The 12,882-nt window shown below is 71.8% G+C and carries 14 protein-coding genes; 8 read left to right on the forward strand and 6 right to left on the reverse strand.

Annotation, left to right across the window (positions count from 1 at the left end; genetic code table 11):
• Positions 1-46 precede the first annotated feature (46 nt).
• Together phoH2 and AOM07_RS02050 are read right to left on the reverse strand one after the other, a co-directional pair.
• Entirely contained in the window at positions 47-1,342 is a 1,296-nt protein-coding gene (phoH2, locus tag AOM07_RS02045) for an RNA 5'-3' helicase PhoH2 (RefSeq protein WP_228374369.1), read from the reverse strand.
• A 438-nt stretch (positions 1,343-1,780) separates the two neighbouring features.
• The gene (locus tag AOM07_RS02050) at positions 1,781-2,545 is read right to left on the reverse strand and encodes an isoprenyl transferase (protein ID WP_062310908.1); all 765 of its coding nucleotides are present in this window, start codon (positions 2,543-2,545) and stop codon (positions 1,781-1,783) included.
• 76 nt (positions 2,546-2,621) lie between these two features.
• Here AOM07_RS02050 and trhA point away from each other — a divergent pair, with 76 nt between their 5' ends.
• On the forward strand, positions 2,622-3,278 hold the full coding sequence (gene trhA, locus AOM07_RS02055; protein WP_062296597.1) for a PAQR family membrane homeostasis protein TrhA: 657 nt from the start codon (positions 2,622-2,624) through the stop codon (positions 3,276-3,278).
• Here the strand turns inward: trhA and AOM07_RS14595 are convergent.
• Positions 3,213-3,476, reverse strand: a complete 264-nt coding sequence (locus tag AOM07_RS14595; RefSeq protein WP_156171744.1) for a hypothetical protein — start codon at positions 3,474-3,476, stop codon at positions 3,213-3,215. The two genes, trhA and AOM07_RS14595, sit on opposite strands and share 66 nt — an antisense overlap.
• Positions 3,477-3,510: 34 nt before the next feature.
• Here AOM07_RS14595 and AOM07_RS02060 point away from each other — a divergent pair, with 34 nt between their 5' ends.
• Positions 3,511-3,909 carry a DUF4307 domain-containing protein gene (locus tag AOM07_RS02060; RefSeq protein WP_169748109.1) on the forward strand — a complete coding sequence of 133 codons (399 nt, stop codon included), beginning with the start codon at positions 3,511-3,513 and terminating at the stop codon, positions 3,907-3,909.
• Positions 3,910-3,994: 85 nt separating this feature from the next.
• On the forward strand, positions 3,995-4,477 hold the full coding sequence (gene greA / locus AOM07_RS02065; RefSeq protein WP_062310916.1) for a transcription elongation factor GreA: 483 nt from the start codon (positions 3,995-3,997) through the stop codon (positions 4,475-4,477).
• Here the strand turns inward: greA and rlmC are convergent.
• Entirely contained in the window at positions 4,474-5,631 is a 1,158-nt protein-coding gene (gene rlmC / locus AOM07_RS02070) for a 23S rRNA (uracil(747)-C(5))-methyltransferase RlmC (protein ID WP_062310918.1), read from the reverse strand. The two genes, greA and rlmC, sit on opposite strands and share 4 nt — an antisense overlap.
• Positions 5,632-5,641: 10 nt before the next feature.
• On the reverse strand, positions 5,642-6,880 hold the full coding sequence (locus AOM07_RS02075; RefSeq protein ID WP_062310921.1) for an AI-2E family transporter: 1,239 nt from the start codon (positions 6,878-6,880) through the stop codon (positions 5,642-5,644).
• A 124-nt stretch (positions 6,881-7,004) separates the two neighbouring features.
• Between AOM07_RS02075 and msrA the strand changes: the two genes are divergently transcribed.
• Entirely contained in the window at positions 7,005-7,649 is a 645-nt protein-coding gene (gene msrA / locus AOM07_RS02080) for a peptide-methionine (S)-S-oxide reductase MsrA (RefSeq protein WP_062310923.1), read from the forward strand.
• A gap of 56 nt (positions 7,650-7,705) precedes the next feature.
• Here the strand turns inward: msrA and AOM07_RS02085 are convergent, their stop codons facing one another.
• Entirely contained in the window at positions 7,706-8,542 is an 837-nt protein-coding gene (locus AOM07_RS02085) for a Bax inhibitor-1/YccA family protein (protein WP_084830020.1), read from the reverse strand.
• A 236-nt stretch (positions 8,543-8,778) separates the two neighbouring features.
• Between AOM07_RS02085 and AOM07_RS02090 the strand changes: the two genes are divergently transcribed.
• From AOM07_RS02090 to AOM07_RS02105, 4 genes are read left to right on the forward strand one after another with little or no spacing between them, the layout of a single operon-like run.
• Complete coding sequence (locus AOM07_RS02090) at positions 8,779-9,540, forward strand: DeoR/GlpR family DNA-binding transcription regulator (protein WP_062310927.1); 762 nt, start codon at positions 8,779-8,781, stop codon at positions 9,538-9,540.
• Positions 9,537-10,487, forward strand: a complete 951-nt coding sequence (gene pfkB / locus AOM07_RS02095) for a 1-phosphofructokinase (RefSeq protein ID WP_062310930.1) — start codon at positions 9,537-9,539, stop codon at positions 10,485-10,487. The genes AOM07_RS02090 and pfkB overlap by 4 nt, the downstream gene beginning before the upstream one ends.
• 18 nt (positions 10,488-10,505) lie before the next feature.
• The gene (locus AOM07_RS02100; RefSeq protein ID WP_062310933.1) at positions 10,506-12,575 is read left to right on the forward strand and encodes a PTS fructose transporter subunit IIABC; all 2,070 of its coding nucleotides are present in this window, start codon (positions 10,506-10,508) and stop codon (positions 12,573-12,575) included.
• Positions 12,576-12,606: 31 nt separating this feature from the next.
• Entirely contained in the window at positions 12,607-12,882 is a 276-nt protein-coding gene (locus tag AOM07_RS02105; RefSeq protein WP_062310935.1) for an HPr family phosphocarrier protein, read from the forward strand.

A 12,882-nucleotide genomic window follows, 5' to 3' on the forward strand; every position in this document is an offset into this window, starting at 1 on the left:
CGATGCCCGCCGCCGCGAGCGGGGGCGGGCATCGTCGCGGCGGCTGCTAGAGGTCGAGCCGCTCGAGCATGTCGGTGACGAGCGCCGCCACCGCCGAACGCTCGGAGCGCTCGAGCGTCACGTGAGCGAACAGCGGGTGGCCCTTGAGCGCCTCGATGACCGCCGCGATGCCGTCGTGACGTCCCACGCGCAGGTTGTCGCGCTGCGCGACGTCGTGCGTGAGGACCACGCGCGACTGCTGGCCGATGCGGGACAGCATCGTGAGGAGCACGTTGCGCTCGAGCGACTGCGCCTCGTCGACGATCACGAACGCGTCGTGCAGCGAGCGGCCGCGGATGTGCGTGAGCGGCAGCACCTCGAGCATGCCGCGCGCCATCACCTCCTCGAGCACCTCGCTGGAGACCATCGCGCCGAGCGTGTCGAACACGGCCTGCGCCCACGGGTTCATCTTCTCGGCCGCGTCGCCGGGCAGGTAGCCCAGGTCCTGGCCGCCCACCGCGTAGAGGGGTCGGAACACCATGATCTTCTTGTGCAGCCGGCGCTCCATCACCGCCTCGAGGCCCGCGCACAGGGCGAGGGCGCTCTTGCCGGTGCCGGCGCGGCCGCCCATCGACACGATGCCGACGGACTCGTCGAGCAGCAGGTCGATCGCGATGCGCTGCTCGGCCGAGCGGCCGTGCACCCCGAAGACCTCCTGGTCGCCGCGGACCAGCCGCACGGCGCCGTCCTCGGTCACGCGGCCGAGCGCGCTCCCCCGGGCTCCATGGATGACGAGGCCCGTGTGGACCGGCAGCGAGCTGAGGTCCTCGCCGCACAACGCGGGGTCCGGCGTGGACAGCGACTCGTGCTCCCACAGGGACGCCATCTGCTCGTCGGAGATCTGGATCTCCCGCATGCCGGTCCAGCCGGACTCGACCGCGAGCTCCGCGCGGTACTCCTCCGCCTCGATGCCCAGGGCCGAGGCCTTGACACGCATCGGCAGGTCCTTGGAGACGACCGTGACCGCGTGGCCCTCGGCCGCGAGGTTCGCCGCGACCGCGAGGATGCGGGTATCGTTGTCGCCCAGGCGGAAGCCCGACGGCAGCACCTCGGTGTCCGTGTGGTTGAGCTCGACCCGCAGGGTGCCGCCCGTGGCGTTGACCGCGACCGGCTCGTCCAGCTTGCCGTGGCTCACGCGGATCTCGTCGAGCATGCGCAGCGCCGAGCGCGCGAAGTAGCCCAGCTCCGGGTGATGCCGTTTCGCCTCGAGCTCCGTGATGACGACCACGGGCAGGACCACCGCGTGCTCCGCGAACCGCTTGAGCGCACGCGGATCGGAGAGGAGCACCGACGTGTCCAGCACGAACGTGCGGACTGCCGTCTCAGCGGCGGCGTCGGTCTCGGTGGCGGGGACGGTGCTAGGCGAGGTGGTCAACAGGGCTCCCAGCGTTAAGGCCGCAGGGCGCCTATCGCCCTGTCGGCGATTGGCTAACTTCGCATCCCGGCGATGCGTCGTCGTAGTGCTACCACGAGGCCGACGCTACGCCGATATCCGCCCCCGCTGGGAGACACGCCGCGAAGAGTTCACACAGATGTAACTTGCAACCCGCGCTCGGGCGTGTCCGATTCGTGAGGGCGCGCGCGATCTGCCTGCGAGGACGGCCCCCGCCCCTCCCGAGGACCGCTCCACGCGTCCGAGGCGCCCCTCCACACGGATCACGGCGTGTCGCGAGCGACACGCCGATGGGACACCCCGGCGAGCCGGACCGCGCACGGGCGTGCGTGGAGAGGCACCCGCCGCTCAGCGCCCGAGCCGGCGCTCGCGCTGCGAGAAGTCGCGCAGCGCGCGGAGGAAGTCGATGCGCCGGAAGTCGGGCCAGTAGGCCTCGCAGAAGTAGAACTCCGAGTGCGCGCTCTGCCACAGCAGGAAGCCGCCGAGCCGCTGCTCCCCGGACGTGCGGATGACGAGGTCGGGGTCCGGCTGGCCCTTGGTGTAGAGGTGCTCGGCGATGTGCTCCACCGAGAAGCTCTCCGCGACCTCCTCGAGCGAGTGGCCGGCGTCCACGCCCGCGCGCAGGAAGCTGCGCACGGCCTCGGCGATCTCGTGGCGGCCGCCGTAGCCGACCGCGACGTTGACGTGCAGCCCGGTCGCGTCGAGCGTGCGGTCGACGGCCGCGGAGATCCGCGCGGCGGTGTCGGGGGGCAGCAGCGACGCGTCGCCCACGTGCCGCAGGCGCCACCGGCCGTCGTCCGCGAGCCGCTCGATAGCGGTCGCGATGATCTCGAGCAGCGGCGCGAGCTCCTGCGGGTCGCGCAGCAGGTTGTCGGTCGACAGCATCCACAGCGTCACCACCTCGACGCCGGCGTCCTGCGACCACTCGAGCACCTCGGTGATCTTGTCGGCGCCGCGCTGGTGCCCGTGCGAGGCGGAGGCGCCCGTCTGACGCGCCCAGCGGCGGTTGCCGTCGAGGATCACGCCGATGTGCCGCGGCGGCTTCGCGGTCCGCTTGAGGGTGCGCGCCAGCTGCTTCTCGTACGTGCCGTACAGCAGCGAGCTGAGAGCCATCGACGTCCGTTCCTTCTTCCAGGCATGCGGTGCGTCAACCGTACTCCCGCCCCGTAACCTACGGTATCGTAGGTTCATGGCTGAGAACCTCCCCGTGCCTGGTAAGCCGCTCCTGCGCGGCTGGCTGCACCTCGGCGCCGCGCCGCTCGCGCTGGTCGCCGGCCTGATCCTCACCGCCATCGCGCCCACGCTCGCCGGACGCATCTCCTTCGCGATCTTCACGCTGACCGCGGTGATGCTGTTCGGGACCTCGGCGGTCTACCACCGCGGCGACTGGTCCGACACGACGCGAGGCGTGCTGCGCCGCATGGATCACGCGAACATCTTCCTCATCATCGCGGGCACGTACACGCCGCTCACGGTGCTGCTGCTCGAGCCGCCGACGAGCGTGTGGGTGCTCGCGGTCGTGTGGGGCGGCGCGCTCCTGGGCCTGCTCTTCCGCGTGATCTGGCTGGGCGCGCCGCGCTGGATGTACGTGCCCATCTACGTCGCGCTCGGCTGGGTCGCGATCGGCTTCATCGGGCCGTTCTACGAGGCCGGCGGTGCCGCCGTGGTGACGCTCGTCATCGTGGGCGGCCTCTGCTACACGGTGGGCGCGATCATCTACGGCACGAAGTGGCCCCGTGGATCCCAGAAGTACTTCGGGTTCCACGAGATCTTCCACGCGCTAACGATCGCCGGGTTCACCTGTCACTTCATCGCCGCCTCCATCGCGGCCTTCGCCGTCGCCTGACGATGCCTCGTCCGCCGCATCGTCCGGGGACGATGCGGCGGCCTGCGCCTCGCGCTCGGCCGCCTCGCGCGCGGCCTGGGCGCGCACCTTGCGCAGGTGCCGGCTGAGCGACAGGAAGAGCAGCACGCCGGCACCGACCAGCGCGAACGTGACGACGAAGGCAAGGAAGCCCGGGCCGCCGGTGAAGTCTGAAGCCATGTCCACCTCTCTGACCGGACTATCCTGCCTCATCATGAGCACCCCCGAGTCCGAGCAGGACGAGCACTCGTCCGGAGCGCTGCCGCGCCTCACCCCGCGCCAGTGGATCCTCGTCGCCGCGGGCCTCGCCGCGCTCGTGGGCGCGGTCGCCTGGTACGCGCTCGTCGCCGCGCACGAGCCGGTCCGGTGGAAGGACGTCGGCTTCTCCGTCGCCTCGGCCACCGAGGTGACCGTGACGTACGACGTCTACCTCTACGACGAGGTCGACGTCGACTGCGCGCTGCGCGCGCTCAACCCGCGTTTCACGGAGGTGGGCGTCGCGACCCAGCGGGTCGCCTACGCGGACGGCGCGCAGCAGCGCCTCACCACCGCGATCACCACCACCGAGGAGGCCACGACCGCGCAGGTCCAGTACTGCGTGCCGGTCGGCTGACCGTGTGACCCGCTCCACGGGACTTGGGCCCGTGGCAGGGCCCTTGGTATCGTGGCTCACCTTGTCATACGAGGAGGCGACCACCGTGACCGAGACCACCGGGACCTGGCTGACCCAGGAGGCGTACGACCGCCTGCAGGCGGAGTACGACGAGCTGGTGAACGTCAAGCGCGCCGAGATCGTCAAGGAGATCGACGAGCGTCGCCAGGAGGGCGACCTCAAGGAGAACGGCGGCTACCACGCGGCCCGCGACGAGCAGGCCAAGATGGAGGCCCGCATCGAGGAGCTCCGCCACAAGCTCGCGAACGCGCACGTCGGCGAGATCGCCTTCTCCGGCACCATCGACGCCGGCACCGTCGTGACCGCCGAGGTCATGGGCCGCGAGATGAAGTTCCTCGTGGGCTCCCGCGAGATCGCCGAGGGCACCGACCTCGACGTGTTCAGCGCGCAGTCGCCGCTCGGCGCCGCGCTCATCGGCCGCACGACCGGCGAGGAGACGTCGTACGTCGCCCCCAACGGCAAGGAGATCACCGTCAAGGTGCTCCACGCGGAGCCCTTCGGCGGCTAGACCCGCTCGAGCAGCACGACCGCCTCGTAGTGGGCGGTGTGCGGGAACATGTCGAGCAGCCGCCCGCGCACGGGCCTGAGCGTCGGCATCGCGGCGAGGTCGCGCGCGAGCGTGACGGCGTTGCAGCTGGAGTACACGACGGTCCCCACGCCCGAGGACTCGAGCCAGCCCGCGAGCTCCGGCCCGATCCCCCGCCGCGGCGGGTTGACGATGACGGCATCGGGCACGAGCTCCTGCTCGCGCGCCCACGCGGTCGCGTCCGCGGCGACGAAGAGCGCGTCGTCCGCCCCGGCCCGGCCGGCGCGCGCCAGCTCCTCGGCGCTGGTCCGCGCGCTCTCGACCGCCTGCTCGCTCGACTCGACGCCGACCACGGCGCGCCCGTGCGCGAGGCAGTGCAGCGCGAAGCCGCCCACGCCGCAGTAGAGGTCCCAGACCACCCCGGGCGCCGCATCGTCCACCCAGCCGGCCACCTGCGCGTAGAGCTCACGCGCGATCGCGGTGTTGGTCTGGAAGAAGCTCTGCGGGCGCAGGTGCAGCACCACGTCGCCCATCTCCATCGCGAGCGACCCGCGCTCGGTCAGCACGATCTCGCGCTCGCCCTCGAGCACCGCCTTGTGCTCGGGCAGCACGTTGACCGTGAGCACCGCGAGGGACGGCAGCTCCTCGAGGAGCCACGGGAGGTGCTTGCGGATGCGCGCGAGCGCCTCGGTCGAGCGCATGACGAGGCGCGCCATGAGCTCCCCGTTCGGCGCGAGCGTGACGATGACGTGCTTGAGCTCGCCGCGACGCGCGGGGACGTCGTACGGCTCGAGCCGCGCGACGTGGACGAACCGCGCCAGCACGGGGAACGATGCGGCGAGCGCCTCCGGGTACAGCGGGCAGTCGCGCAGGTCGACGCCGCGGCCCCGGGCGTCGAGGATGCCGATCGTCGGCTCGTCCATCGTGCCGCCGACGACCATCTTCGCCTTGGTGCGGAAGCCCTGCTCGGCGCTCAGCAGCGCGGGCTCCCAGACGATGCCGTCCGCGCGCGCGCCGATCGCCTCCCGGACGAGCCGCTCGAGCCCGTCCTGCTTGGTCGCGACCTGGGCGGCGTGCGGCACGGGGATGAGGGTGCACGACCGGCACGTGTCCGAGTCGTAGTAGGCGCACTGCACGCCTTGGAGTCTAGGCGGAGGGGTCGTCGGTGTGGTCGTCGTCGTGCGGGCGGCGGCGGATGCGGATCTCGCCGGTCTTCGCCATGAGCGTCTTGATCGCCTCGCGTGGATGCTCGGTGAGGATCTGCCCGGTGTCGGGCGGCTCCTCCTCGCTCATCTGGCTGTGGAGCGAGCGGGCGAAGGCGTAGAAGAAGGACACGATCGGGACCGCGATCACGGCGCCGACGAGGCCCAGGAGCAGCGTGCCGGTCGCGACCGAGAGCAGGATCACCAGCGGGTGCAGCGACGCCGCCTTGCCGAACAGCCACGGATAGAGGACGTTGCCCTCGATCTGCTGCACCGCGAGCACGATCGCGAGCATGATGAGCGCCTTGGTGGCCCCGCCGTCGACCAGCGCGACCGCGACCGCGATCGCGCCCGAGATGGTGGCGCCGAAGAGCGGGATGAAGGACAGCAGGAAGACGAAGATCGCGATGGGCAGCGCGAGCGGCAGCCCGAGGATCCACGCGCCGAGGCCGATGCCGACCGCGTCGATGAACGCGACGAACACGCTCGTCTCGGTGTAGCGCCGCAGCGTGAGCCACGCGCTCATGCCCGCGCGGTCCATGCGCTCGCCGCGGCGCGTGGGCTGGAGGTTGACGAACCACAGCCACAGCTTGCGGCCGTCCTTCATGAAGAAGAACAGCGAGAACAGCGCGACGATCGAGCCGGCGAACAGCGAGCCGATGGTGCCCGTGACGGAGAAGGCGCCGGTGGCGACGCCCCACGCGTTGTCCTGGACCGTCTGGGTGACGTTGTTGAGGCCATCGTCGATCTGCTGGCGCGACAGATGGATGGGGCCGTCGACCAGCCAGTCGAGGAACTGGTTGAAGCCCTTGACGGCGGCCTGCTGGAGGTCGTCGAATCCCGCCACGATCGAGGAGCCCGCCGCGACGGCGAGGCCGAGCACCACGGTGACGAGCGCGAGGATCGCGAGCGCGGCGCCCGCGGTGCGCGGCACGCCCCACTTCTCGAGCCGCCCCACCAGCTGCTCGAGGGGCGCGGCGATGAGCAGGGCGATGATGATCGGCAGCACCACCGAGGCGAGCGTGGTGAAGCCCGTGAAGAAGACGTAGATGACGATGCCGACCACGATGAGCCGCCACGACCACGCCGCCGACACCCGCAGCCACACGGGGACGTTCTCGGCGACGACGTCCGTGGGGCCGGCGTCGCGCTCGGAGGTGCCCTCAGGGGCCGAAGGAGGCATGACGCGAGCCTAGCGCGAGCATCGTCCCGTCCCGGGAGGCGGTCGCCCGGTCTACGATGGCGGGTCGCCCCGGCCGGAACAGAACCGGGGCGGGGCACGTTGGCCAACGGGGAAGGGAGCGCCGATGCTCGGACTCGACAAGACCACCATGATCACGCCCGACGAGGCCCTCAAGGGCCGCGACGCGGAGATGCAGATCGCCGACCGCCACGTGGTGCTCGGCACGCCGCTCAAGGGACCCTGGCCCGAGGGCCACGAGGTGCTGTACGTCGCCATGGGCTGCTTCTGGGGTGCGGAGCGCATCTTCTGGCAGACGCCCGGGGTGTACTCGACCGCGGTCGGCTACATGGGCGGCTGGACGCGCAACCCGAACTACCAGGAGACCTGCACGTCCCTCACGGGCCACACCGAGACCGTCCAGGTGGTCTTCGACCCGTCGCAGGTGACGGTCGAGGAGCTGCTCGCGGCGTTCTGGGAGAACCACGACCCGACCACGCCCAACCGTCAGGGCGGCGACATCGGCACGCAGTACCGCAGCGCGATCTTCGCGACCACGGACGCGCAGCTCGAGGCCGCACGCGCCTCGGTCGAGCGCTACCAGGCGCGGCTCACGGAGCAGGGCTTCGGCGCCATCACGACCCAGGTCGCGCGCGCGGCCGATGCGGGCGACGGCGCGTTCTACTACGCGGAGGACTACCACCAGGGCTACCTCCACAAGAACCCCGACGGGTACTGCAACCACGGCTTCTGCCAGGTCAGCTACGCGTAGCGCGACCCCGGACACGACGAAGGCCCCCTCCGAGGAGGGGGCCTTCGTGACGTCCGCTAGTCGCGGCTCGAGGCGAAGATCGCGATGAGGCGCAGGAACTCGATGTAGAGCCACACGAGGGTGACGATGAGGCCGAAGGCCGCGGTCCACTCGAGCGCCTTGGGCTGGCCGCTCTTGACGCCGTTCTCGATGAAGTCGAAGTCGCCGATGAGCGAGATGCACGCGAGCAGGATCGCGATCGCGCCGATCGCGAGGCCCAGCGGGAACGTGAAGCCGCCGATGGTGATCTCGTTGCTGTAGAGGCCGAAGCCCTGCGCGCTGTCGCTGAAGATCAGGTAGCCGATGTTGACCAGGCCGAACACGAGGTAGGACACCGCGCCGACCATGAAGATCTTCTGCAGCTTCTTCGTGTAGCGCACCTTGCCCGAGCGGAACAGCGCGAGGCACACGAGGAACGTGATCGCGGTCGCGACGAGCGCCTGGAGGCCCGCGCCGGGGACGTTGAAGCTCTGCTCGATGCCGACCGTGATCGCGCCGAGGAAGAAGCCCTCGGCGACGCCGTAGAGGCCGACGACGACCGGGTTGGCACCGGTGCGCTGGAAGGTCGCGACCATCGCGAGCACGAACGCGACGAGGCCCGCGCCGAGCGCCATCATGTAGGCGATCGCGGACTGGCCGGCGACGACGTACCCGACCGCGCCCGTGGCGATGACCAGGAGGCCCAGACCGGTGGTCTTGTTGATGACGCCCGAGTAGGACATCCGCTCCTCGACCACGTAGCCCGGGGTGCCGGCCGGCGCCTGGTACTGGCGCTCGAGGTCGGCTGCCGTCGGCTGCGCGAGCAGGGGGTCGGCCTTGAACTCCTTGGCGTTGCTGAACACCGGACTTGCCACGTTTCCTCCTTGGTGGGCGACCGCTCCAGTCTAAACGGCGGCCGGGCGGCCCCGACCAGAGGGGTCGCTCACCCAACGTCCCAGGCTTCTCCCGTGTTGCACGAACCCCCGGCGCGGCGCTCCGTCACCGCGGCGGGACGATGCGCGCGCCCGGTTCTGTTGTTTTCTGTTGCTTTGTTTTTGGTTCTGTGTTTTGATGTGGGAATCCGGCCTCCGGATCCAGACAAGGGAGTCACATGTACGCGACGGAGCGACAGCAGCGCATCCTGGCGGAGGCGCGCGCCGCGGGCCGTGTCGAGGTCGCCTCGCTCGCCGAGGCCCTCGCCGTCACCCCGGAGACCATCCGCCGCGACCTCACCGCCCTCGAGCAGCGCGGCTCCCTGCGCCGCGTGCACGGCGGCGCCATCCCCGTCGAGCGCCTCGAGGCCGAGCCCACGCTCGCCTCCCGCTCCGCGACCCGCATGGACGTCAAGCGCCGCATCGCCGAGCGCGTCCTCGAGGAGATCCCCGCGGGCGGCACGGTCCTGCTCGACGCGGGCTCCACGACCCAGGCGCTCGTCGACCTCCTCCCGGTGGACACGGACCTCACCGTCATCACCAACTCGATCCCGGCGGCGGCCTCGCTCGCCGGCCGCCCGGGCATCACGCTGTACATCCTGGGCGGCCGCGTCCGCGGCGTCACGGCCGCCGCGGTCGGCGAGTGGGCCGCCGCGGCCCTCGCGGGGGTCGTCGTCGACGTCGCCGTGATCGGCACCAACGGCATCTCGGCCGCCCGCGGCCTCACCACGCCCGACCAGGCGGAGGCCGAGGCCAAGCGCGCCATGGTCGCCGCCGCCCGCCGCGTCGTGGTCGCCACCGACTCCTCCAAGGCCGGCGACGACCACCTCCACCGCTTCGCCGACCTCGCCGAGGTCGACCTCGTGGTGACCGACATCGACCTCGCGGACGACGTGGCCGAGGAGCTGCGCGCCGCCGGACCCGAGGTGGTGACCGCATGATCGTCACGCTCACGCCCAACCCCAGCGTCGACCGCGCCATCACGGTGGACGCCCTCCTCCGCGGCGAGGTGCACCGCGCGTCCGACGTGCGCGTCGACGCCGGCGGCAAGGGCGTCAACGTCGCCCGCGCCGTCACCGCGCAGGGCGGCTCCGCGATCGCCGTCCTCCCTGTCGGCGGCCCCGAGGGCCGCCTGCTCGAGGAGCTGCTCGACGCCGCCGGCGTGCCGCGCCGCTCGGTGCCGATCGCCGGCGCCGCGCGCATGAACATCTCCGTGCTCGAGCCGGACGGCACCACGACCAAGCTCAACGAGCCCGGCCCCACGCTGGACGCCGAGGAGGTCGAGGCGCTCCTCGCCGAGACGACCGCGAGCGCGACGGACGCCGCGTGGATCGTCGGCTGCGGCAGCCTGCCCCCCGGCGCGCCCGAGGACCTCTACGCGCAGCTGGTCGCCCGCGCCCGCGCCGCCGGCGCCCGCGTCGCGATCGACAGCTCGGGCGCCCCGTTCGCCGCGGCGGTCGCGGCCTCCCCCGACCTCATCAAGCCCAACCACGAGGAGCTCGCCGAGCTCGTCGGCCACGACCTCCCCACCCTGGGCGATGTCCGCGCCGCCGCCACGGAGCTGGTCTCCGGCGGCATCGCCACCGTCGCCGTGAGCCTCGGCGGAGACGGAGCCCTGCTCGTCACCGCCGACGAGGCGCTGCACGCACGCGCCACCATCACCGCCGCCGTCTCCACCGTCGGAGCCGGCGACTGCATGCTGGCGGGCCTGCTCCACGGGCTCTCCCGCTCCCTGCCCGCCTCCGACTCCCTCGCCGAGGGGGTCGCCTGGGGCGCCGCGGCCGTCACCCTCCCCGGCAGCCGCGTCCCCTCCCGCGCGGATCTCCACGGCATCCCCGTGGACCTCTCGCACACCCCGCCCGCCGCACTGGCGCTGGGTCAGCGCTGACCCCGAAAGGAACACCCCATGTCACTGATCAATGAGCAGCAGGTCGTGCTCGAGCTGGGCGCGACCGACCGCCACGACGCCACGCGGGCGTTGGCGGAGACCCTGGTCGCGACCGGCCGCTGCACGGACCTCGAGGTGTTCCTCGGCGACGTGCGCAAGCGCGAGGAGACGATGGCGACCGGCCTGCCGGGCGGCATCGCGATCCCCCACGCGCGCAGCGCCGGCATCGCCGAGCCGACCCTCGCCTTCGGCCGCAGCGCCGACGGCATCGACTGGGGCGCCAAGGACGGCCCCGCGGACATCGTGTTCCTCATCGCCGCCCCGGAGGGCGCGTCCGAGGCGCACATGAAGGTGCTGCCCAAGCTCGCCAAGGCGCTGATGAAGAAGGAGTTCACCGGCGCGCTGCGCGCGGCCACCACCGAGGCCGAGGTCGTCGCGATCGTCGAGGCGGAGGTCGGCGACGTCGCCGTCGCACCCGCGCCGACGCCCGCCCCGGCCGCCGCCGCGGCTCCCGCGCCCGAGCCGGAGCCCGCGCCCGCCGCCGAGGCGCCCGCCGCATCGTCCGGCCTCACGCTCGTGGGCGTGACCTCGTGCCCGACCGGCATCGCCCACACCTACATGGCGGCCGAGGCGCTCGAGCGCGCCGCCAAGGAGGCGGGCCACACGATGGTGGTCGAGACGCAGGGCTCGGCCGGCGCCACCCCGCTCTCGGCCGAGCAGATCGCGGCCGCGGACGCGGTGATCTTCGCCCACGACGTCGAGGTGCGGAACGCCGAGCGCTTCGCGGGCAAGCCCATCGTCGACGTCGGCGTGAAGAAGGCGATCTCCGACGGCCCCGCGCTCGTGTCCCAGGCCGCCGCGAAGGCGTCCGAGTGGCGCACCAACCCCGACGCGGCCGTCGCCGCCGCCCCCGCCGCCGGATCGGCCGGCCTGTCCAGCAAGGTGGACAAGAAGGCCGGGATCGGCACCCAGATCCGCCAGTGGCTGATGACGGGCGTGAGCTACATGATCCCGTTCGTCGCGGCGGGCGGCATCCTCATCGCGCTGTCCTTCATGCTCGCGCAGATCGCGCTGGGCGAGAACGGCGCGATCGAGATCGTGAACTACAACCTCACGTCGGACGACGCCTACAACATCGCGCAGAACTTCGACGTCCTGTCGCTCACGAGCTGGGCGGCGCTGCTCTTCGTCATCGGAGGCGCGGCGTTCGGGTTCCTCGTGCCGATCCTGTCCGGCTTCATCGCCTTCGCGATCGCCGACCGGCCCGGACTGGTGCCCGGCATCGTCGGCGGCTCGATCGCCGCGACCATGGGCGCCGGCTTCCTCGGCGGCATCGTCACCGGCATCCTCGGCGGCCTCAGCGCCAAGTGGATCGCGAGCTGGAAGGTCCACAAGGGCGTCCGCGGCGTCATGCCCGTCGTCGTGATCCCGCTGCTGTCGAGCCTCATCACGATGGGCCTGTTCATCACGCTGCTCGGCAGCCCGATCAAGGCCCTGTCCGACGGCCTCAACGACTGGCTCACCAGCCTCCAGGGCGGCTCGGCCTTCGTGCTCGGCCTCGTGCTCGGCGCGATGATGGGCTTCGACCTCGGCGGGCCGGTCAACAAGGTCGCGTACTTCTTCGGCACCGCGGGTCTCGCGGCCGCCGGCACCGCGACCGACGCCCCGGCGCTCACGATCATGGCGGCCATCATGGCCGCGGGCATGGTCGCTCCGCTGGCCATGGCCCTCGCCACCACGCTGCGCCCTAAGCTCTTCTCGGAGCCCGAGCGCGAGAACGGCAAGGCCGCCTGGCTGCTGGGCGCCTCGTTCATCTCGGAGGGCGCGATCCCGTTCGCGGCCGCCGACCCGGTGCGCGTCATCGCGTCCTCGGTCGCCGGCTCGGCCCTCACCGGCGGCCTCGTCATGGTCTTCGGCGTCACGCTCCGCGCCCCGCACGGCGGCATCTGGGTGCTCCCCCTCATGGGCGGGTTCCTGTGGTTCCTCGTGGCGCTCGCGGCTGGCGTCGCGCTCATGACGAGCATCGTGCTCGTGCTGAAGTCGCGCGACAAGAAGCTCGAGACCGTCGACGCGGTCGCCACCGTCTGACCCCCTACCTCTGTACCGAAGGAGTACCGCAATGGCACAGCGCACCGTCACCATCGCATCGTCCGTGGGGCTGCACGCCCGCCCCGCCGCCCTCTTCGTCGAGGCGGCCCAGGGCACGGGCCTCGACGTCGAGATCGGCCGCACCGGCGAGGACGCGGTGGATGCCACGAGCATCCTCGGCGTCATGGCCCTCGGCGCGAAGCACGGCGAGGAGGTGGTCCTCACCGCCGACGGCGACGGTGCGGATGCCGCCCTCGAGTCCCTGGTCGCGCTCCTCTCCCGCGACCTGGACGCCGAGGAGGGCTGA

Source organism: Demequina rhizosphaerae (assembly GCF_000971255.1).
Classification (GTDB): Bacteria; Actinomycetota; Actinomycetes; order Actinomycetales; family Demequinaceae; genus Demequina; species Demequina rhizosphaerae.